General features: G+C 51.7%; 20 protein-coding genes. 11 read left to right on the forward strand and 9 right to left on the reverse strand.

Annotated elements, in window-relative coordinates; translation table 11 throughout:
- Window positions 1-50 precede the first annotated feature (50 nt).
- From cysP to cysM, 5 genes are all read left to right on the forward strand, one after another.
- Window positions 51-1,067 (forward strand): thiosulfate/sulfate ABC transporter substrate-binding protein CysP, encoded by a 1,017-nt coding sequence (gene cysP / locus NNN64_RS01105; RefSeq protein ID WP_271440185.1) that lies wholly within the window; start codon window positions 51-53, stop codon window positions 1,065-1,067.
- Entirely contained in the window at window positions 1,068-1,901 is an 834-nt protein-coding gene (gene cysT / locus NNN64_RS01110) for a sulfate/thiosulfate ABC transporter permease CysT (RefSeq protein ID WP_003038061.1), read from the forward strand.
- A complete protein-coding gene (gene cysW / locus NNN64_RS01115) occupies window positions 1,901-2,776 on the forward strand; it encodes a sulfate/thiosulfate ABC transporter permease CysW (RefSeq protein ID WP_271440186.1) in 876 nt (291 codons plus the stop codon). The genes cysT and cysW overlap by 1 nt, the downstream gene beginning before the upstream one ends.
- A complete protein-coding gene (gene cysA / locus NNN64_RS01120) occupies window positions 2,766-3,863 on the forward strand; it encodes a sulfate/thiosulfate ABC transporter ATP-binding protein CysA (protein WP_271440187.1) in 1,098 nt (365 codons plus the stop codon). The genes cysW and cysA overlap by 11 nt, the downstream gene beginning before the upstream one ends.
- Before the next feature lie 118 nt (window positions 3,864-3,981).
- A complete protein-coding gene (gene cysM, locus NNN64_RS01125; RefSeq protein WP_271440188.1) occupies window positions 3,982-4,893 on the forward strand; it encodes a cysteine synthase CysM in 912 nt (303 codons plus the stop codon).
- Between the two features lie 90 nt (window positions 4,894-4,983).
- Here cysM and NNN64_RS01130 read toward each other — a convergent pair whose 3' ends face one another.
- Together NNN64_RS01130 and ptsJ are read right to left on the reverse strand one after the other, a co-directional pair.
- A complete protein-coding gene (locus tag NNN64_RS01130; RefSeq protein ID WP_271440189.1) occupies window positions 4,984-5,700 on the reverse strand; it encodes a type 1 glutamine amidotransferase in 717 nt (238 codons plus the stop codon).
- A 13-nt stretch (window positions 5,701-5,713) separates the two neighbouring features.
- Window positions 5,714-7,006, reverse strand: a complete 1,293-nt coding sequence (ptsJ, locus tag NNN64_RS01135) for a MocR-like B6 salvage transcription factor PtsJ (RefSeq protein WP_271440190.1) — start codon at window positions 7,004-7,006, stop codon at window positions 5,714-5,716.
- 82 nt (window positions 7,007-7,088) lie between these two features.
- On the opposite strand from ptsJ, the gene pdxK reads away from it, so the two are divergent.
- Window positions 7,089-7,955, forward strand: a complete 867-nt coding sequence (gene pdxK / locus NNN64_RS01140) for a pyridoxine/pyridoxal/pyridoxamine kinase (RefSeq protein WP_271440191.1) — start codon at window positions 7,089-7,091, stop codon at window positions 7,953-7,955.
- On the forward strand, window positions 7,952-8,191 hold the full coding sequence (locus NNN64_RS01145; RefSeq protein ID WP_271440192.1) for a cytoplasmic protein: 240 nt from the start codon (window positions 7,952-7,954) through the stop codon (window positions 8,189-8,191). Before pdxK ends, NNN64_RS01145 begins: the two co-directional genes overlap by 4 nt.
- 146 nt (window positions 8,192-8,337) lie before the next feature.
- Here the strand turns inward: NNN64_RS01145 and crr are convergent, their stop codons facing one another.
- The 5 genes from crr to cysZ form a co-directional block, all read right to left on the reverse strand.
- Window positions 8,338-8,847 (reverse strand): PTS glucose transporter subunit IIA, encoded by a 510-nt coding sequence (crr, locus tag NNN64_RS01150; RefSeq protein ID WP_000522253.1) that lies wholly within the window; start codon window positions 8,845-8,847, stop codon window positions 8,338-8,340.
- A 40-nt stretch (window positions 8,848-8,887) separates the two neighbouring features.
- Entirely contained in the window at window positions 8,888-10,615 is a 1,728-nt protein-coding gene (gene ptsI / locus NNN64_RS01155) for a phosphoenolpyruvate-protein phosphotransferase PtsI (protein WP_005121951.1), read from the reverse strand.
- A 45-nt stretch (window positions 10,616-10,660) separates the two neighbouring features.
- Window positions 10,661-10,918 carry a phosphocarrier protein Hpr gene (ptsH, locus tag NNN64_RS01160; protein WP_002913505.1) on the reverse strand — a complete coding sequence of 86 codons (258 nt, stop codon included), beginning with the start codon at window positions 10,916-10,918 and terminating at the stop codon, window positions 10,661-10,663.
- 383 nt (window positions 10,919-11,301) lie between these two features.
- Window positions 11,302-12,273 carry a cysteine synthase A gene (cysK, locus tag NNN64_RS01165; protein WP_003038091.1) on the reverse strand — a complete coding sequence of 324 codons (972 nt, stop codon included), beginning with the start codon at window positions 12,271-12,273 and terminating at the stop codon, window positions 11,302-11,304.
- A 163-nt stretch (window positions 12,274-12,436) separates the two neighbouring features.
- Window positions 12,437-13,198 carry a sulfate transporter CysZ gene (gene cysZ, locus NNN64_RS01170; RefSeq protein WP_271440193.1) on the reverse strand — a complete coding sequence of 254 codons (762 nt, stop codon included), beginning with the start codon at window positions 13,196-13,198 and terminating at the stop codon, window positions 12,437-12,439.
- Between the two features lie 230 nt (window positions 13,199-13,428).
- Between cysZ and zipA the strand changes: the two genes are divergently transcribed.
- The 3 genes from zipA (at window position 13,429) to NNN64_RS01185 (ending at window position 16,731) form a co-directional block, all read left to right on the forward strand.
- Window positions 13,429-14,424 (forward strand): cell division protein ZipA, encoded by a 996-nt coding sequence (gene zipA / locus NNN64_RS01175; RefSeq protein ID WP_271440194.1) that lies wholly within the window; start codon window positions 13,429-13,431, stop codon window positions 14,422-14,424.
- 71 nt (window positions 14,425-14,495) lie between these two features.
- The gene (gene ligA, locus NNN64_RS01180; RefSeq protein WP_271440195.1) at window positions 14,496-16,511 is read left to right on the forward strand and encodes an NAD-dependent DNA ligase LigA; all 2,016 of its coding nucleotides are present in this window, start codon (window positions 14,496-14,498) and stop codon (window positions 16,509-16,511) included.
- Window position 16,512: 1 nt separating this feature from the next.
- Window positions 16,513-16,731 (forward strand): DUF3820 family protein, encoded by a 219-nt coding sequence (locus NNN64_RS01185; RefSeq protein ID WP_271440196.1) that lies wholly within the window; start codon window positions 16,513-16,515, stop codon window positions 16,729-16,731.
- Here NNN64_RS01185 and NNN64_RS01190 read toward each other — a convergent pair.
- Window positions 16,728-17,729, reverse strand: coding sequence for a bile acid:sodium symporter family protein (locus NNN64_RS01190; protein WP_271440197.1), 1,002 nt, complete (start codon window positions 17,727-17,729; stop codon window positions 16,728-16,730). The genes NNN64_RS01185 and NNN64_RS01190 overlap by 4 nt on opposite strands.
- A gap of 89 nt (window positions 17,730-17,818) precedes the next feature.
- Here NNN64_RS01190 and NNN64_RS01195 point away from each other — a divergent pair, with 89 nt between their 5' ends.
- Window positions 17,819-18,745, forward strand: a complete 927-nt coding sequence (locus tag NNN64_RS01195) for a LysR family transcriptional regulator (RefSeq protein ID WP_202038129.1) — start codon at window positions 17,819-17,821, stop codon at window positions 18,743-18,745.
- 31 nt (window positions 18,746-18,776) lie between these two features.
- On the opposite strand, the gene NNN64_RS01200 is transcribed toward NNN64_RS01195, so the two are convergent.
- Entirely contained in the window at window positions 18,777-19,541 is a 765-nt protein-coding gene (locus tag NNN64_RS01200) for a nucleoside-specific channel-forming Tsx family protein (RefSeq protein WP_271440198.1), read from the reverse strand.
- Window positions 19,542-19,649 lie beyond the last annotated feature (108 nt).

Below are 19,649 nucleotides of genomic sequence, written 5' to 3' on the forward strand. Positions count from 1 at the left end.
TTATAAATATGATGACCATAAGAAAGTCATTAAATTTATAAGGGTGCGCAATGGCCGTTAACTTACTGAAAAAAAGAACCCTGACGCTGGCGGCGCTGCTGTTGCTGGTGGGGCAGGCGCAGGCAACAGAGCTGTTGAACAGCTCATACGATGTGTCTCGCGAGCTGTTTGCCGCCCTTAATCCCCCGTTTGAACAGCAATGGGCGAAGGATAACGGCGGCGATAAACTGACGATAAAACAATCTCATGCCGGGTCATCAAAACAGGCGCTGGCGATTTTACAGGGACTGAAAGCCGATGTGGTGACCTATAACCAGGTGACCGACGTGCAAATCCTGCACGACAAAGGCAAGTTGATCCCGGCCGACTGGCAAACTCGCCTGCCGAACAACAGTTCACCGTTCTATTCCACAATGGGATTCCTGGTGCGTAAAGGAAACCCTAAAAATATTCACGACTGGAATGACCTTGTTCGTTCTGACGTCAAGCTTATCTTCCCTAACCCGAAAACGTCCGGGAATGCGCGCTACACCTATTTAGCGGCGTGGGGCGCTGCGGATAAAGCAGACGGCGGCGATAAAGCCAAAACCGAACAGTTCATGACCCAGTTCCTGCAAAATGTCGAAGTGTTTGATACCGGCGGCCGTGGCGCGACCACCACTTTTGCCGAGCGCGGGCTCGGTGACGTATTGATCAGCTTCGAGTCGGAAGTGAATAACATTCGCAAGCAGTATGAAGCGCAGGGTTTTGAGGTTGTTATTCCGAAAACCAATATTCTTGCCGAGTTCCCGGTTGCCTGGGTAGATAAGAATGTGCAGGCCAACGGGACAGAGAAAGCGGCTAAAGCGTATCTGAACTGGCTGTACAGCCCGCAGGCGCAAACCATCATCACCGACTATTACTACCGTGTGAATAACCCACAGGTCATGGACAAGCTGCAAGATAAATTCCCGCAGACTGAATTGTTCCGCGTAGAAGACAAGTTCGGCTCCTGGCCCGAAGTGATGAAAACACACTTTGTCAGCGGTGGTGAGCTGGACAAGCTGTTGGCGGCGGGGCGCAAGTAAATGTTTGCTGTTTCTTCCCGACGCGTGCTGCCCGGCTTTACCTTAAGTCTGGGTACCAGCTTACTGTTTGTGTGCCTGATATTGCTGTTACCGCTTAGTGCGCTGGTAATGCAACTGGCGCAAATGAGCTGGGCGCAATATTGGGATGTGATTACTAACCCGCAGGTCGTGGCGGCCTATAAAGTCACGCTGCTGTCAGCATTTGTGGCGTCGATTTTTAACGGCGTGTTTGGTCTGTTAATGGCGTGGATCTTAACCCGTTACCGTTTTCCGGGCCGCACGTTGCTGGATGCGCTGATGGACCTGCCGTTTGCGCTGCCTACGGCGGTAGCGGGTCTGACGCTGGCGTCACTGTTTTCGGTCAACGGTTTCTACGGCGAATGGCTGGCGAAACTGGATATTAAGGTCACTTACACCTGGCTGGGTATCGCGGTGGCTATGGCATTTACCAGTATCCCGTTTGTGGTACGTACCGTACAGCCGGTGCTGGAAGAGTTAGGACCGGAGTATGAAGAAGCGGCGGAAACGTTGGGTGCTACGCGTTGGCAGAGTTTCCGTAAAGTGGTGCTGCCGGAGTTATCACCTGCGCTGGTTGCTGGTGTGGCGCTCTCATTCACCCGTAGTTTAGGCGAATTTGGCGCGGTTATCTTTATCGCCGGGAATATTGCGTGGAAAACGGAAGTCACCTCACTGATGATTTTTGTTCGCTTGCAGGAGTTTGACTACCCAGCCGCTAGTGCGATTGCGTCAGTAATCCTTGGGGCTTCGTTGTTGCTGCTGTTTTCGATTAACACCCTGCAGAGTCGCTTTGGTCGACGCGTGGTAGGTCACTGATGGCAGACATTACCCAATTGAAACACTATGGGGCGCCCCGCATCAACTGGGGTAAATGGTTTCTGATTGGCACGGGCATGCTGGTGTCCGCGTTTATTTTGCTGGTGCCGATGATCTATATCTTCGTGCAGGCATTCAGTAAGGGGTTACTGCCGGTATTACAGAATCTGGCTAACCCGGACATGCTGCATGCCATCTGGCTTACGGTGTTGATTGCACTGATCGCAGTGCCAGTGAACCTGGTGTTTGGCGTGTTGCTGGCCTGGCTGGTGACCCGCTTTAACTTTCCGGGTCGCCAGCTGTTGCTGACGCTACTGGATATTCCGTTTGCTGTCTCGCCGGTGGTCGCCGGTCTGGTCTATCTGCTGTTTTACGGTTCTAACGGCCCACTCGGCGGTTGGCTGGATGAACATAACCTGCAAATCATGTTTGCCTGGCCGGGGATGGTACTGGTTACGGTCTTTGTAACCTGTCCGTTTGTGGTGCGCGAACTAGTGCCGGTGATGTTAAGCCAGGGTAGTAATGAAGACGAAGCGGCGGTTTTACTCGGCGCGTCCGGCTGGCAGATGTTCCGTCGCGTGACGTTACCGAATATCCGCTGGGCGCTACTGTATGGCGTAGTGCTGACAAATGCCCGCGCGATTGGCGAATTTGGCGCGGTGTCGGTGGTTTCTGGTTCGATTCGCGGCGAAACCTTGTCGTTGCCATTGCAGATTGAATTACTGGAGCAGGACTACAACACTGTCGGCTCCTTTACCGCCGCGGCGTTGTTAACGCTGATGGCGATTATTACCCTGTTTTTGAAGAGCATGCTGCAATGGCGCCTGGAGAACCAGGAAAAACGCGCGCAGCAGGAGGAAAATCATGAGCATTGAGATTGCCAATATTAAGAAGTCTTTTGGTCGCACCCAGGTGCTGAACGATATCTCGCTGGATATTCCTTCAGGTCAGATGGTCGCGCTGCTGGGACCCTCCGGTTCGGGTAAAACCACGCTGCTGCGAATTATTGCCGGGCTGGAGCATCAGTCCAGCGGGCATATTCGCTTTCATGGTACTGACGTCAGTCGCTTACATGCGCGTGACCGTAAAGTTGGCTTCGTGTTTCAGCACTATGCGCTGTTTCGCCATATGACCGTTTTCGACAATATCGCCTTTGGGCTGACGGTCTTACCGCGTCGCGAGCGCCCAAATGCGGCGGCCATCAAAGCGAAAGTCACTCAATTGCTGGAGATGGTGCAGCTTGCACATCTGGCGGATCGTTTTCCGGCGCAGCTTTCCGGCGGGCAAAAACAGCGTGTGGCGCTGGCTCGAGCGTTAGCGGTGGAACCGCAGATCCTGCTACTCGATGAGCCGTTTGGTGCACTTGATGCTCAGGTTCGTAAAGAGTTGCGTCGTTGGTTGCGTCAGTTGCACGAAGAACTGAAATTCACCAGTGTGTTTGTTACCCACGATCAGGAAGAGGCGACGGAAGTGGCCGATCGCGTGGTGGTAATGAGCCAGGGACATATTGAACAAGCCGATGCGCCGGACCAGGTCTGGCGTGAACCGGCAACCCGCTTTGTACTGGAATTTATGGGTGAGGTTAACCGCCTGCAGGGGACGATTCGTGGCGGACAGTTCCATGTTGGCGCACACCGTTGGCCATTGGGCTATACGCCAGCGTATCAAGGGCCGGTTGATCTGTTCCTGCGTCCGTGGGAAGTGGATGTGAGCCGTCGTACCAGCCTGGATTCCCCGTTGCCGGTACAGGTGCTGGAAGCCAGTCCGAAAGGTCACTACACCCAATTAGTTGTGCAACCACTGGGGTGGTATAACGAACCGCTGACAGTGGTCATGCAGGGAGACGATTCCCCTGCTCGTGGCGAACGCCTGTTTGTTGGGCTGCAAAATGCACGACTGTACAACGGTGACCAGCGCATTGAAACGCGTGAAGCGGAACTTGCCCTGGCGCAATCGGCCTGATAGGTTAATTCGCATAGTTATTCCCCGGTGGCGCTGCGCATACCGGGCCTACGGGCTAAAGCATGACCTGTAGGCCGGGTAAGCGTAGCGCCACCCGGCATTTTATTGAGCTGAAAACGTGAACACATTAGAACAAACGATTGGCAATACGCCTCTGGTTAAACTGCAGCGTCTTGCGCCGGAAAACGGCAGTGAAATTTGGGTCAAACTGGAAGGGAATAATCCCGCGGGATCGGTGAAAGACAGGGCTGCGCTGTCGATGATTGTCGAAGCGGAGAAACGCGGAGAAATTAAGCCGGGCGATGTACTGATTGAAGCAACCAGCGGGAATACCGGCATCGCGCTGGCGATGATCGCCGCGCTGAAAGGTTATCGCATGAAGCTGCTTATGCCTGACAACATGAGTCAGGAACGACGTGCGGCGATGCGGGCTTACGGGGCTGAACTGATACTGGTGACCAAAGAGCAGGGCATGGAAGGGGCGCGTGACTTAGCACTGGAAATGGCCCAACGTGGCGAAGGTAAGTTGCTCGATCAGTTTAACAATCCTGATAACCCGTATGCGCATTACACCACAACCGGCCCGGAAATCTGGCAGCAAACGTCCGGACGCATTACCCATTTCGTCTCCAGCATGGGCACGACTGGCACCATTACTGGCGTATCTCGTTTTCTGCGTGAACAGGCTAAACCGGTGACGATTGTCGGTCTGCAGCCGGAAGAGGGCAGCAGTATTCCGGGAATCCGCCGCTGGCCTGCGGAGTATATGCCGGGTATTTTTAACGCCTCGCTGGTGGATGAGGTGCTGGATATTCATCAGAATGATGCAGAAAACACCATGCGTGAGCTGGCGGTTCGTGAAGGCATTTTCTGCGGTGTCAGTTCTGGCGGCGCGGTGGCGGGGGCGTTACGCGTGGCGCGTGCTACACCCGGCGCTGTGGTGGTGGCGATCATCTGCGATCGCGGCGATCGCTACCTTTCGACCGGCGTTTTTGGTGAAGAGCACTTCAACCAGGGCGCAGGGATTTAATTTGTTTGCCTGATAAGCGTAGCGCCATCAGGCAAACACACGACACGATCGCCGGATAAGACGTTGCGTGTTTTATCCGGCCTTCAATGATTAATCGTTACGGTTCTCTACCAGTTTATCCAGGAACTGCCACAGTTTTTCATTCATCTGCTGGTAATCCCATTCGCGCATTTCAGCAACAGAGCGGATAAAGCGTTTTCCTTTGGCCTCTGCTAACTCTTGTTCCGAATGCTGAATCAGCCCCTCGATTGCCTCGGCGGTGAATTCCATATGACACTGGAAGCCATAGATAAAATTACCGTATTGCACGATTTGTCTCGGACAGCCTTCACTTGTCGCCAGAATTGTCGCCTGATCGGTTAATCCAGGCATATCGTTGTGCCAGTGACCGACCATCAGCGGCGATCCAAAGTGGGCGATCAGCGGGTGCGCTTTACCTGCTTCAGTCAGTGTGATGGGATAGTGACCAATCTCTTTTTCCGGGCTTTGACATACCTTCGCGCCCAGCGCCTCGCCAATCAGCTGTGAACCTAAGCAGATCCCCACCACAATTTTGCGTGCTGAAATCGCCTGATTGATCAGATGCTGTTCGGCCTGAGAATCAAAATACGGGCACTCTGCCAGCGTGGTGCGTGGAGACTGCGGGCCACCAAAGACGACCAGCATATCGAACCCATCAGCATTGGCGGGAACCGATTCTCCGGCGTAAACCCGTGACCAGGTGATGGTATAGCCACGCTGTTCTGCCCACGGCAGATACGCGCCAGCAGATTCAAAAGACTCATGAATAACAAAATGAACTCGCACTTTTTCTCTCCTGTTAGCGCTTTTGCGCCTGATGAATATCAGCCGCCAGCTTATGAATATCGCTGTCGTTCAAGGTCGACAGCGTAATGCGCAGACCGTGCGATGGTGTATTCACACCAAACACCTCACCTTCGCGCACCAGCCAACCGGATTTTGCCAGGGCAAAAGCAAGTGATTGACTGTGGTGCGTCAGAGGCAGCCACAGATTCAGACCATCACCGACGGGTAGATCAATGCCATATCCTCTGAGAGCGGTGGTCAGTTTTTGCTGCTGTGTTGCGTAAAAACGCTGAGTCTGGACCAGCTTACGTTGATACTCCTCGTCACTCAGGCAGGCGCAGGCCAAATCCTGAAGCAGATGGCTGACCCACTGACTGCCGGCGTTGAGTCGTAACCGCAGTTTTGCTGAAGTGACCGGATCGCTGGCAACGATGGCAAGGCGTAAATCCGGGCCTAATGTTTTCGACATTGAACGGACGACTGCCCAGTGCGTGGTTTGCGTGGCAATCACCGGGTGCCAACGGCATGCAGACAGCAGTGCAAAGTGGTCGTCGACAATCACCAGCACCTGCGGATAGCGGGCCAGGATTTTTTGTAACTGGGCGGCGCGTGAGGCGCTCAGGCTACATCCCGTTGGGTTGTGGGCCCGCGGCGTCAGGATCACTGCCCGCGCCCCTCTTTGTAACGCCACCTCCAGCATGTCGGGTTGCATACCTTCGTTGTCTACGGTGACCGGGCTCGCTGAGAATCCCGCATAACGCAACATATTGATGCTACTTAAAAAGCAGGGATCTTCTACCGCGACGCTATCGCCCGGCAATAAATGGGCGCACAGTAGTCGTTCAATAGCGTCAATAGCACCGCTGGTGATATCAATTTCTCCCACGCCAGGGAGGGCATCCTGCATCCAGCGTGTGGCCCAGGTTTTAAGCTCAGGCGATACGACGGCATCGCCATACAGACGTGGATTCTTATTTATTTGCGCGAAATAACGACTGAGATCGGGGAGACAAGTCGGCGCAGGGTTACCACCGGAAAGGTCGGTAAGCGGGGTATTCGGGTTCCCTCCCTCCAGCGCGATAGGGGAGGAAATTCCTTTTATTACCGTCCCGTTTCTCCCAAGACTGAGTGCCAGCCCGGAGGTGACCAGTCGTTTATAAGCCGCCGCGACAGTATTGCGGTTGACGTTCAATGTCGTCGCCAGCTCGCGCACTGGCGGAAGCGTTTCGCCTGAGGCGAGGGTGCCTGTAGCGACATGTTGACGAATACTGTCAAAAATTTCGTTAGCGGTTTTTCCGTCGATCATTATTGACCTATGACAAAATGAATTTTAGCATATGACGATAATAGTGAGGCGATAGCCCGCTGTCCAGCGAGAGGAGAAGTTTATGCAGCAGGAGAGTGAAATACAGTCAGTGCTCTTCGACGACAAGCATCGGGCGCTACAAACCGATATCGTCGCCGTCCAGTCACAGGTGGTGTATGGCAGCGTAGGTAACAGCATCGCCGTCCCGGCCATCAAAGCGCAGGGATTACGCGTCACCGCGATCCCAACGGTACTGTTCAGCAATACACCGCATTATGAGACTTTTTATGGCGGTGTTATCCCGGCCGACTGGTTTAGCGGCTATCTTCGCGCCTTAAATGAACGCGATGCGTTACGTGAGCTAAAAGCGGTGACCACGGGGTATATGGGCAGTGCGGAACAAATCGCTCTGCTGGCACAGTGGCTGGAGACCGTGCGGGCTACCCACCCGGATCTGTGTATTCTGGTTGATCCGGTGATTGGGGATACGGACAGCGGCATGTACGTAAAGGCCGAAATACCGGAGGCGTATCGCAAACATCTGCTACCGCTGGCACAGGGACTGACGCCAAATGTGTTTGAGCTGCAGATGTTGAGCGGTAAACCGTGTCGCACGCTGGATGAAGCGATATCGGCAGCCAAATCGCTGCTCACCGATACGCTGAAATGGGTGGTAATCACCAGCGCTCCGGGAGAAACCGAGGAGGTCATTCAGGTTGCAGTCGTGACGGCTGAAACGGTTGAGGTGCTAGCCCATCCGCGGGTGAAAACGGACCTGAAGGGGACCGGCGATCTGTTCTGCGCTGAACTGGTGAGCGGTATCGTGCTGGGAAAACCACTTACCGCTGCCACGCACGACGCTGCACAGCGCGTGCTGGAAGTGATGACATGGACGCACTTGTGCGGTTGTGATGAGTTAATTCTGCCACCGGCAGGGGAGGCGCGATGAAGAGTTATCGACTGGTGGTTCGTCAGCATGGACGCATCGTTGGGCATTTTGATACCAGCGGAACAGAAGCGCTGGAAGATATCTGTGTGGCGCGCGCCATGTTTGGTATTGCGGGTGGGTATGATTGTGAACTGCTAGTGGCGGATTCGGAACGGCGGATGCTGGAAAGCGGGCCGGAAGGCATGAAAATTCTGATGCGCGAGGCGTGTTACCGGCCGGTTACTTCACAAATTTAATGCTGATGGCGGCGCATACGCCTGACCTGGCCTACGTTACGGCGTTTTTCGTAGGCCGGAGAAGCGTCGCGCCATCCGGCAGGTTTTGACGTCCGTTAGATAAAAAAAATGGCGCCAGATGGCGCCATTCTTCCCTGCGGTAAGAATTACTTCTTGATGCGGATAACCGGAGTTTCACCCACGGTCACGCTACCGGACAGTTTGATCAGTTCTTTGATTTCGTCCATGTTGGAGATAACAACCGGAGTCAGGGTAGACTTGGCTTTCTCTTCCAGCAGCGGCAGATCGAATTCAATAACCGGGTCGCCCACTTTCACACGCTGGCCTTCTTCAGCGATACGCTTGAAGCCTTCGCCTTTCAGTTCAACGGTATCAATACCGAAGTGAACAAACAGCTCAATGCCGCTATCAGATTCGATAGAGAACGCATGGTTGGTTTCAAAGATTTTGCCGATGGTGCCATCAACAGGGGCAACCATTTTGTTACCGGTTGGCTTGATAGCAATACCATCACCAACGATTTTTTCAGCAAAAACTACATCCGGCACGTCTTCGATGTTGACGATCTCGCCAGAGAGCGGAGCAACAATCTCAATAGTTCCGGTGTCTTTCTTATCATCAGAAACCAGAGATTTCAGTTTATCGAACAAACCCATGATCTTCTCCTAAGCAGTAAATTGGGCCGCATCTCGTGGATTAGCAGATTGTTTTTTCTTCAATGAACTTGTTAACCAGCGTCATTAACTCGTCCGTTGTCGGTTGAGCAAGAGCCTGCTCTGCTAACACCTTCGCATCTTCGAAGTTCGTGTTACGGATAATCTTCTTAATGCGCGGGATAGAAATGGCGCTCATAGAGAATTCGTCCAGACCCATCCCCAGCAACAGAAGTGTAGCACGTTCGTCGCCTGCAAGCTCACCACACATGCCGGTCCATTTGCCTTCAGCATGAGAAGCATCAATAACTTGCTTGATCAGCGTCAGAACAGATGGCGACATCGGTTGGTAAAGGTGTGAAATCATATCATTACCACGGTCAACTGCCAGGGTGTACTGCGTTAAATCATTGGTGCCGATACTAAAGAAATCAACTTCTTTGGCTAAATGACGTGCAATTGTTGCCGCAGCTGGTGTTTCCACCATCACGCCAATCTCAATGCTTTCGTCAAATGCTTTACCTTCGTCGCGCAGTTCCTGTTTGTAGATTTCGATCTCTTTGCGCAGCGCACGCACTTCTTCAACAGAGATAATCATCGGGAACATGATGCGCAGTTTGCCGAAAGCAGAGGCACGCAGGATAGCGCGAACCTGGTCACGCAGGATCTCTTTACGATCCATCGCGATACGCACGGCACGCCAGCCCAGGAACGGGTTCTCTTCTTTCGGGAAATTCATGTACGGCAGTTCTTTATCGCCGCCGATGTCCATGGTACGTACGATAACCGCCTGAGAGCCACACGCTTCAGCAACGGCTTTATACGCAGCAAACTGTTCTTCTTCAGTCGGCAGCGATTCACGGTCCATGAACAGGAATTCGGTACGATACAGACCCACGCCTTCAGCGCCGTTACGCTCAGCGCCTTCAACGTCACGAACGGTACCGATGTTGGCACACACTTCAACCTGGTGACCGTCCAGCGTGATAGCGGGCAGATCTTTCAGCTTAGCGAGTTCCGCTTTCTCGGTAGCAACTTGCTCCTGAACGGCACGCAGTTGTTCGATAACGTCGTTAGTTGGGTTGACGTAAACCTGATTGTTTACGGCATCCAGAATCAGATAGTCGTCGTTTTTCACCTGAGAGGTGACGCTACCGGTACCTACGATGGCAGGCAGTTCCAAAGAACGCGCCATGATTGAGGTATGAGAGGTACGTCCACCTGCGTCAGTGATGAAACCCAGCACCTTCTCGAGGTTCAACTGTGCGGTTTCTGACGGGGTCAAGTCAGCGGCAACCAGGATAACTTCTTCCTGGATAGCGCTCAGGTCGATAATTGCCAGACCCAGGATGTTACGCAGCAGGCGTTTACCGATGTCACGTACGTCAGCCGCACGTTCTTTCAGGTATTCATCATCCAGCTCTTCCAGGGCTGTGGCCTGACCTTCGATAATCTCATGCGCAGCTGCGTCAGCCGTCATGTGCTTATCTTTAATCAGGGCTATGATTTCCTGCTCCAGCTCCTCATCTTCGAGTAGCATGATATGCCCTTCAAAGATGGCTTCTTTTTCTTCACCGAATGTTTCACCAGCTTTGGTTTTGATCGCTTCCAGTTGCGCAGATGCCTTGGCACGACCGCTCAGAAAACGTTCAACTTCCTGATCAACCTTGTCGGCAGAAATTTTTTTCCGGTCAATGACGATTTCGTCTTCTTTCAGCAGCAGTGCCTTGCCGAAAGCGATACCCGGGGATGCTAAAATGCCTGAAATCATAACCCTACCTTACTTGTGACTGATATTTAAAAGAACTCGTTGAACTTACTCGAGTTCAGCCATCAGTTTAACCAGATGCTCAACTGCTTTCTGCTCGTCTTCGCCTTCTGCGGAAAGGGTAACAACGGTGCCCTGAGTCAGGCCCAGAGTCTGCAGCTTAAACAGGCTTTTTGCGCTAGCGCTTTTGCCGTTGGAAGTCACAGTGATTTCAGACGTAAAGCCTTTTGCTTCTTTAACAAACTGAGCAGCAGGGCGAGTATGCAGACCGTTCGGAGCGGTAATGGTAACTTCTTGCTGGAACATTATATTTCCCCAACTTATAGGTTTAGTGTTGTGGAACTAAAGTCTAGCCTGGCGGTTCAACTTTAGCCTGTATTGTTAGCGTCGACGTAAACAGGACGCGACACAAAAGGAGTTCGGTGCAATCCGTTGCTGGCAACTTCTTGCCGCTGACGTTTCGTTCGTCATTAAACATTATGCCGCGAAAGGAAGAGTTGAACCAAATCATAAAATCGATTCAGCTAGCGCTTTTCCTGTAACGATTAATTTCGCGCATCAAAATAATTAGTTTGGTTAAATACCAGTTCCGGCGGGCTGAATCAATGCCAGGTGGGTTGAAACTTTGAAGCAGGCCACAAAAAAGCACCCAAAAGGGTGCTTTTTTACGCGTATTTAACATGCTGGCATTACTGTTGCAGTTCTTTCTCAGTGAAGAGATCGGCAAACAGTGCTGTGCTCAGATAACGCTCACCCGATGACGGTAGAATAACCACTATATTCTTATTGGTAAAGGTTTCATCTTCCTGGAGCTTAAGCGCAGCAGCAACCGCAGCACCTGAAGAGATACCCGCCAGAATGCCTTCTTCTTCCATCAGGCGGCGCGCCGTGGAAATAGCTTCATCATTGGTGATGGCAACCACTTTATCGATAAGCTTCAGGTCAAGGTTACCCGGAATGAAGCCTGCGCCAATGCCCTGAATTTTGTGCGGACCCGGTTTCAGCTCTTCACCCGCCAGTGCCTGGGCGATAACCGGCGAGTCTGTCGGCTCAACGGCAACGGTGATGAGGTCCGTTTTGCCCTTGGTCCCTTTAATGTAGCGGGTCACCCCGGTCAGCGTACCGCCGGTACCTACGCCAGAGATAAACACATCAACCTGACCGTCGGTATCTTCCCAGATTTCCGGTCCGGTGGTTTTCTCGTGGATTTCCGGGTTAGCCGGGTTGCTGAATTGCTGAAGCAGCAGGAATTTTTCTGGGTCGCTGGCAACAATCTCTTCCGCCTTTTGAATCGCGCCCTTCATGCCTTTCGCGCCTTCGGTAAGCACCAGGTTTGCACCCAATGCCTTCAGCAACTTGCGACGCTCAATGCTCATGGTTTCTGGCATCGTCAGGGTGAGTTTGTAACCACGGGCGGCAGCAACGTAGGCCAGCGCGATCCCGGTGTTACCGCTGGTCGGTTCGACCAACTCAACGCCCGGCTTCAGTACACCACGTTTTTCGGCATCCCAAATCATATTGGCACCAATACGGCATTTGACGCTGAAGCTCGGATTACGTGACTCCACCTTCGCCAGAATGCGTCCGTTACCGATACGGTTCAGTCGAACCAGCGGCGTATGACCGATAGTCAGCGAGTTGTCTTCAAAAATCTTACTCATGGCCTGTCCTTAACTGTATGAAATTGGGATACCGCTTCAGCATACCTGTTGAGAAAGTATGGGGAAGTAAGGATTTAGCATATCTATATTCAGAAAGGAAATATTCGACGTCAGTATGGAATAAGGGACGGCATAAGCCATCCCTGTTTTACACATTTTTGCATTACTTCCATAACGCGTGTTTAGCACGGTAGCAGTCTACCCACATCGCCGTGGCACCACAAACCGCAACCGGCATGATGAACAGATTGAGCACCGGGATCATCGTAAACAGACTGGTTAGCGCACCAAACTGCATGTTGGTGACTTTGCGTGTGCGCAGGGCGATACGCATCTCTTTAAAGGGCACTTTGTGGTTGTCGAATGGATAATCACAATATTGAATGGCCAGCATCCACGCACTGAACAGGAACCACAGCACCGGGGCGACGGTCTGCCCCACGCCGGGGATAAAATAGAGGAGCAGTAACACAAAGGCGCGCGGGAGATACCACGCCAGCTTTTGCCATTCACGCTTCATAATACGCGGCATATCTTTCATGATGCCAAGAACGCCAGTGTCAGGCGGTGTCGCGCCCGTCAGGCGGGCTTCGAGTTGTTCTGCCAACAAGCCGTTAAACGGTGCGGCAATCCAGTTGGCGATGGTGGAGAACAGGTAGCCAAACACCAGTAGCACGGAGATAGTCACAATCGGCCATAGCAAATAGCTAAGCCACTGTAGCCAGTTCGGGACGTGGCTCATCAGCGCGGGGATCCAACTGTCCAGTTGCGTAAACAGCCACCAGAATGCGCCACCCATCAGTAGAATATTCACCAGTAAAGGCAGGATAACAAAGCGACGAATTCCCGGTTGAGTGATGAGTTTCCATCCCTGAGAAAAGTAATAAAAACCGCTGCGAGGTACAACTGCAGATGATGAAACCATGGTCAGGACATACTCCTTGTTATAAAAGCTCTGGTAAACTTTGCGTATCTTACCGGGTTGTTGAGCGTTAGGCTGTTCAGAAATGTTCGAAAAAACAGCAAAAAGCACGTTTTTATTCATCTTTATGCCGTGAAAGCCAAGAGTACACTTGCACTTGGCGTAATCGGCAAATACTCTTAGTGAGTAAATGTTTGCCGTGGTGGCAAGGTGTTAGAACAACAGAGAATATAATGATGCAGGATTTGCGTCTGATATTAATCATTGTTGGCGCGATCGCCATAATCGCTTTACTGGTACATGGTTTCTGGACTAGCCGTAAAGAACGGTCTTCTATATTCCGCGATCGCCCACTGAAACGCATGAAGTCTAAACGTGATGACGAGGATTCCTACGACGACAACGTCGAGGAAGATGAAGGCGTGGGCGAAGTCCGCGTGCATCGTGTGAATCATGCTCCCGGCAGCGCTCAGGAACATGGTGTTCCTCCTCAGTCGCCGCAACACCAGTACCAGCCGCCTTATGCGTCTGCTCAGCCGCGTCAACACGCGCAGCAGCCCACTCAGGCGCCGCAGGTACCGCAGCCGCATCCGCAGCAGCCAGTACAACAGCCACAACCGGTGCAACATCAGCCGGTACAGCAGCAACCGGTGCAGCCTCAGCCAGCGGCTCCACAGGTACAGCAACCCGTGCAGCAAGCGCCACAACCTGCACCGCAAGCCTTTCAGCCAGTAGAGCCTGTTGTTGAACCGCAACCACAGCCTGAACCGGTTGTTGAAGAAGCGCCTGTTGCTGAAAAACCGCAGCGTAAAGAAGCGGTCATCATTATGAACGTCGCGGCGCATCATGGCAGCGAGCTCAACGGTGAGGTGTTGCTCAACAGCATTCAGCAGGCTGGTTTTAAATTTGGCGATATGAATATTTTCCATCGTCATCTCAGCCCGGATGGTAGTGGCCCGTCGCTGTTCAGTCTTGCCAATATGGTGAACCCAGGGACGTTTGACCCTGAGATGACCGGCGATTTCAGCACGCCGGGCGTTACTATCTTTATGCAGGTTCCGTCCTATGGCGACGAACTGCAAAACTTCAAGCTGATGCTGCAGTCCGCACAACACATTGCCGATGAAGTGGGTGGTGTGGTGCTCGACGATCAACGTCGTATGATGACGCCGCAGAAACTGCGTGAGTATCAGGACCGCATCCGCGAAGTTAAAGAATCTCACGCCTGATTTTCTTCTGGCGTGACCTCTCCTTTCTGAACCCCCGCCTGTCGGGGGTTTTTTATCATTGATGGTGCGATATGGAATCAATCGAACAACAACTGACAGAACTGCGAACCACGCTTCGCCATCATGAGTATCTTTACCATGTGATGGATGCGCCGGAAATTCCTGATGCGGAATATGATCGCCTGATGCGCGAACTGCGTGAACTGGAAGCGCAGCATCCTGAACTCGTCACGCCTGATTCACCCACCCAGCGCGTAGGTGCCGCACCACTGGCGGCATTCAGCCAGATCCGTCATGAAGTGCCGATGCTGTCGCTGGATAACGTGTTTGATGAGGAGAGTTTTCTCGCTTTCAATAAGCGCGTTCAAACAAGATTGCGTAAGCATGAAGCTCTAGCATATTGCTGCGAATTAAAATTTGATGGTCTTGCAGTAAACCTTTTATACGAGCATGGCATGCTCGTTCATGCAGCTACACGTGGTGATGGGAGTGTTGGCGAAAATATTACGTCTAATATTCGTACTATTAAAGCGATTCCTTTAGTTCTTAAAGGTAAACATTTCCCATCTAGGTTGGAAGTAAGAGGAGAAGTTTTTATTACTCAAAAAGATTTTGAGAAAATGAACGAAGAAGCCCGTCGTAAGGGGGCAAAAACTTTTGCTAATCCTCGTAATGCTGCTGCTGGTTCTTTAAGACAGCTAGATCCAAGAATAACAGCTAAGAGAGCACTAACTTTTAGGTGTTATGGTACTGGAGTCATTGAGGGGTTGGAATTTCCTAACACGCATATAGAAAGATTGCAGTTGTTGCGTAGTTTTGGTTTCCCTATAAGTAATGAGACTAAAATATGCTACAATCCATATGAAGTTATTGATTTTTATAGAAAAATAGAATTGGAGCGTGATGGTTTAGGGTTTGATATTGATGGATTAGTAATTAAAGTAAATCAAATTAGCTTACAAGAAAAACTTGGTTTTATAGCAAAATCACCGCGCTGGGCGATTGCATATAAATTTCCGGCCCAAGAGCAAATTACTAGGCTAAGGGGTGTTGAGTTCCAGGTAGGGAGGACAGGTGCAATTACGCCTGTTGCTCGCTTAGAACCTGTTAAGGTTGCCGGTGTTATTGTTAAAAATGCTACGTTACATAACGAAGATGAAATAAATCGATTAGGAATCAAAATTAACGATCGGGTAATTGTTCGTCGAGCTGGTGATGTAATTCCTCAAATAGTAGGGGTTATAGAATCTATGCGGCCAGAAGATGTTAAGCCCATTATGTTTCCCAAAGTGTGTCCGGTTTGTCACTCTGAAATTGAGCGTATTCCAGGCGAAGCGGTTGCTCGCTGTACTGGCGGCCTGATCTGTGGTGCGCAGCGTAAAGAGTCGCTCAAACACTTCGTTTCCCGTCGTGCGCTGGATGTTGACGGTATGGGCGACAAAATTATCGATCAACTGGTCGAGAAAGAGTACGTGCACACACCAGCGGATTTGTTCACGTTGACCGCAGGTAAGCTGACCGGTCTTGATCGCATGGGACCGAAATCGGCGCAAAACGTGGTGAACGCGCTGGAAAAAGCGAAAGAAACCACCTTTGCCCGTTTCCTGTATGCGCTGGGCATTCGCGAAGTCGGTGAAGCCACGGCGGCTGGCCTGGCGGCGCATTTCGGTACGCTGGATGCGCTGGAAGCGGCTTCCATTGAAGAGCTGCAAAAAGTGCCGGATGTGGGCATTGTGGTGGCTACTCACGTGTTTAACTTTTTTGCAGAAGAGAGCAACCGTGAGGTGATCGTCCAGTTGCTGGCGCAGGGTATTCACTGGCCAGCACCCGTCGTCGTCAATGCCGAAGAGATCGACAGTCCTTTCGCGGGGAAAACGGTCGTGCTGACCGGTAGTCTGAGCCAGATGTCGCGTGATGATGCCAAAGCGCGGCTGACCGCACTGGGTGCGAAAGTGGCAGGTAGCGTGTCGAAGAAAACCGATCTGGTTATTGCCGGCGAAGCGGCAGGCTCGAAGCTGGCAAAAGCGCAGGAGTTGGGCATTGTCGTTATCGATGAAGCTGAAATGATCCGCTTACTGGGTGCCTGAGATGGAAAAAGAGCAACTGATTGATATTGCCAACACCGTGATGCCTTTTGGAAAATATAAGGGGCGTCGACTGATTGACGTCCCGGAAGAGTATCTGCTGTGGTTTGCCCGCAAAGATGAATTTCCGCCAGGCAAACTGGGTGAGCTAATGCAAATCACGCTGCTGATTAAAACCGAGGGGCTGACACAGCTGATACAGCCCCTGAAACGCCCGCTTTAAGCTTTCGCGGCGCGGCTATTCTGCTGCGTCGCCTGTAATGCGTCCGTCTGGCGCTTGTAACGACGCGCCAATACGGCGCATACCATCAGTTGGATTTGATGGAAGATCATCAACGGCAGCACCATCATACCAATCACCGAAGTCGGGAACAGAATATTGGCCATGGGGATCCCGTTTGCCAGACTCTTTTTCGACCCACAGAAGACAATGGTAATTTCATCGGCTTTGTTGAAGCCGCATTTGCGCGCGACAAAGACGTTGATACCAATCACGATGGCCAGTAATACAAGGCTGACAATCACAATAAACAGCAGTGAACCGACCCCAACTTTGTGCCAGATTCCGTTCACGACCGCTTCACTGAAAGCGGAGTAAACCACCAGCAGAATGGATGACTGGTCTGTTTTGGCGATCCATTTTTTATGGCGTGACACCCAGTTACCAATCCACGGACGTGAAAGATGTCCCAGTACGAACGGCAGCAGCAGTTGCAGCATGATTTTCCCTACCTGCTCCAGGCTGCCTTCTGCACCATGCATATTCATCACCAGTCCGACCAACAGCGGCGAGAGGAAAATACCCAACAGGCTGGAGGCAGAGGCGGAGCACACGGCGGCGGCAACGTTACCGCCCGCAAGGGATGTAAAGGCAATTGCCGACTGCACTGTGGCCGGCAAAATGCACAGGTACAGGAAGCCCGTGTAGAGCATCGGATCAACGTTGACCGGTGCCCACCAGGCAAACAGGACACCCAGCACGGGGAAGACCACAAAGGTGCTGCACATGACCCACAGATGCAAACGCCAGTGGCTACCGCCGGCAATAATGGCTTCACGCGAGAGCTTTGCGCCGTGCATAAAAAAGAGCAGGGCAATAGCGGCGGTGGTTAGGCCTTCAAAGAAAGGAACAAAGCCGCCCTCTGCAGGGAAAAATGAGGCCAATAAAACAACGGTAATCAGCGTTATCGTGAACGGATCAAGGATACGAAAAAGTTTCATAAAAGCTCCTGAAATTCGGTAGGAACATTTTGCGTTTTTCTGTTTGAGAAATAAAATTGATTTATTGCATCTATATATGAATTGAATCGATGAATTATTCTTTGCGCCAATTACGTATCTTTGTCACCGTCGCTCAGGCCAAAAGTTTTAGCCGGGCGGGGGATATCATCGGCTTAAGTCAGTCGGCGGTCAGTCATAGTGTAAAAGAGCTGGAAGGGCAGACGGGTGTCCGGCTACTGGATCGTACAACGCGCGAGGTGGTGCTGACGGAAGCCGGGCAGCAACTCGCAGCACGGCTGGAACGCATCCTGGATGAACTGCACAGTACGCTGCGCGAAGCCGGTCAGGTTGGTACGCAGTTAACCGGTACGGTGCGTGTGGCTGCCAGCCAGACGATTTCCGCACACCTCATTCCGCAGTGTATTGCGCAGAGCAATCAGCTGTATCCGGCTATCGATTTTGTCCTGCACGACAGGCCACAACAGTGGGTACTGGAGAGTATTCGTCAGGGGGAAGTGGATTTTGGCATTGTGATTGACCCGGGAGCCGTGACCGATCTGCAGTGTGAAGCTGTGCTATCGGAGCCGTTTCTGTTGTTGTGTCGTCAGGATCACCCGCTAGCTCACCGGGAATGGATTAACTGGCAGGATCTGCAGCATGAGCGCCTGGTTTTGCAGGATTATGCCTCTGGTAGCCGACCGCTAATTGATGCGGCATTGTCTCATTTTTCTATTGATGCCAACATTGTTCAGGAGATTGGACACCCGGCAACGCTGTTCCCGATGGTCGAAGCAGGGATTGGAATCAGCGTGCTGCCCGCGCTGGCACTCCCCTTACCGCAGGGCAGCCATTTACAGGTTAAACGTTTAACGCCAGTTGTTGAGCGGCAACTGATGTTGGCGCGGCGCAAAAATCGTTCTCTCTCAACTGCCGCTCAGGCATTGTGGGACGTGGTGCGTACACAGGCCAGTGAATTAACTGCTGGGCGGGCACGCGATCCGTTGTATCAGATTTAAATGCACCTGCCAGTCGGGCAGGTGCGGTAGGTTAAAATATGTATTTGATGGAATAAATGATGCCATCCTGAAGGAAAGACTCCCCCAGTTTATTATCGGCGTAGCGATATTGAATTCCTGCGGTCAGGTGCGGTGTCGCATTCCACCACAACGCAAAGGCACCGTTGATGCCGTCTTTGCCGCCGTTTCCTGCCGCGTAGGTTGCTGCGCGGTCAAATTCGTACTCATTCCAGTTCGTGACGGAAAACGTCTCACTGCCTAACAGGAAGCTATAGCCTGCAACCCAGCCCATCACATAACCATTATCTCCGGTGTAATATGTCTGGTCAGTGTAGCGTTTGGCAAAGAAGGGTTTAAACCAGTAACCGTTGCCAGTGAAGTTATACCCTAACCCATAGAGAAACATGTCATCATGAAAATTAGCACGTTCAGGTGAGCCATAGGTGCCGTAGGCATGAAGATAGAGGTTTAACCCTGTATCACCTAAATAGATACGGTTGGTATTTTTGAAGGTGTAGCGCTGTTCACTGCCGGGTTTAGCGTGGCGGCCATTGTAGAAGTTCTCCCAGTCGAAGAATCCATACATTTCTCCCCAACTAAAATTTGCGCCACCTTCAAGTTCAAGATAACCAAAATCATCTTTGTGTGATTTCTTACTGGTTTTTTCTGTGGTATCGGATGTCCAGTCCAGGTAATGCAGACCAATATCGGCGAAGCCGCCTTTAAATTCAGCCTGTGCCAGTTGAGGTAAGGTTAATGAGGTTGCTAAACTTATTGCGATAAGTTTTTTATTCATTGAGTGTTCCATCTGCCAAATAATAAATGCACTGAATATTTGTGCGTAATTTATAATTGCTGCCAGGATGCAGCTGTTCTTATGTTATTTGTGTAAAAGATGGCTCGT

It is taken from the genome of Citrobacter sp. Igbk 14 (genome assembly GCF_028069825.1).
GTDB lineage: Bacteria > Pseudomonadota > Gammaproteobacteria > Enterobacterales > Enterobacteriaceae > Citrobacter.

Bases quoted from the DNA above. Each gene is read 5' to 3' on its own strand.
- cysP (WP_271440185.1), top strand. From the start codon at position 51: ATGGCCGTTAACTTACTGAAAAAAAGAACCCTGACGCTGGCGGCGCTG.
- cysT (WP_003038061.1), top strand. From the start codon at position 1,068: ATGTTTGCTGTTTCTTCCCGACGCGTGCTGCCCGGCTTTACCTTAAGT.
- cysW (WP_271440186.1), top strand. From the start codon at position 1,901: ATGGCAGACATTACCCAATTGAAACACTATGGGGCGCCCCGCATCAAC.
- cysA (WP_271440187.1), top strand. From the start codon at position 2,766: ATGAGCATTGAGATTGCCAATATTAAGAAGTCTTTTGGTCGCACCCAG.
- ptsJ (WP_271440190.1), bottom strand. From the start codon at position 7,006: ATGATCGACGGAAAAACCGCTAACGAAATTTTTGACAGTATTCGTCAA.
- pdxK (WP_271440191.1), top strand. From the start codon at position 7,089: ATGCAGCAGGAGAGTGAAATACAGTCAGTGCTCTTCGACGACAAGCAT.
- NNN64_RS01145 (WP_271440192.1), top strand. From the start codon at position 7,952: ATGAAGAGTTATCGACTGGTGGTTCGTCAGCATGGACGCATCGTTGGG.
- crr (WP_000522253.1), bottom strand. From the start codon at position 8,847: ATGGGTTTGTTCGATAAACTGAAATCTCTGGTTTCTGATGATAAGAAA.
- ptsI (WP_005121951.1), bottom strand. From the start codon at position 10,615: ATGATTTCAGGCATTTTAGCATCCCCGGGTATCGCTTTCGGCAAGGCA.
- ptsH (WP_002913505.1), bottom strand. From the start codon at position 10,918: ATGTTCCAGCAAGAAGTTACCATTACCGCTCCGAACGGTCTGCATACT.
- cysK (WP_003038091.1), bottom strand. From the start codon at position 12,273: ATGAGTAAGATTTTTGAAGACAACTCGCTGACTATCGGTCATACGCCG.
- cysZ (WP_271440193.1), bottom strand. From the start codon at position 13,198: ATGGTTTCATCATCTGCAGTTGTACCTCGCAGCGGTTTTTATTACTTT.
- zipA (WP_271440194.1), top strand. From the start codon at position 13,429: ATGATGCAGGATTTGCGTCTGATATTAATCATTGTTGGCGCGATCGCC.
- ligA (WP_271440195.1), top strand. From the start codon at position 14,496: ATGGAATCAATCGAACAACAACTGACAGAACTGCGAACCACGCTTCGC.
- NNN64_RS01185 (WP_271440196.1), top strand. From the start codon at position 16,513: ATGGAAAAAGAGCAACTGATTGATATTGCCAACACCGTGATGCCTTTT.
- NNN64_RS01190 (WP_271440197.1), bottom strand. From the start codon at position 17,729: ATGAAACTTTTTCGTATCCTTGATCCGTTCACGATAACGCTGATTACC.
- NNN64_RS01195 (WP_202038129.1), top strand. From the start codon at position 17,819: ATGAATTATTCTTTGCGCCAATTACGTATCTTTGTCACCGTCGCTCAG.
- NNN64_RS01200 (WP_271440198.1), bottom strand. From the start codon at position 19,541: ATGAATAAAAAACTTATCGCAATAAGTTTAGCAACCTCATTAACCTTA.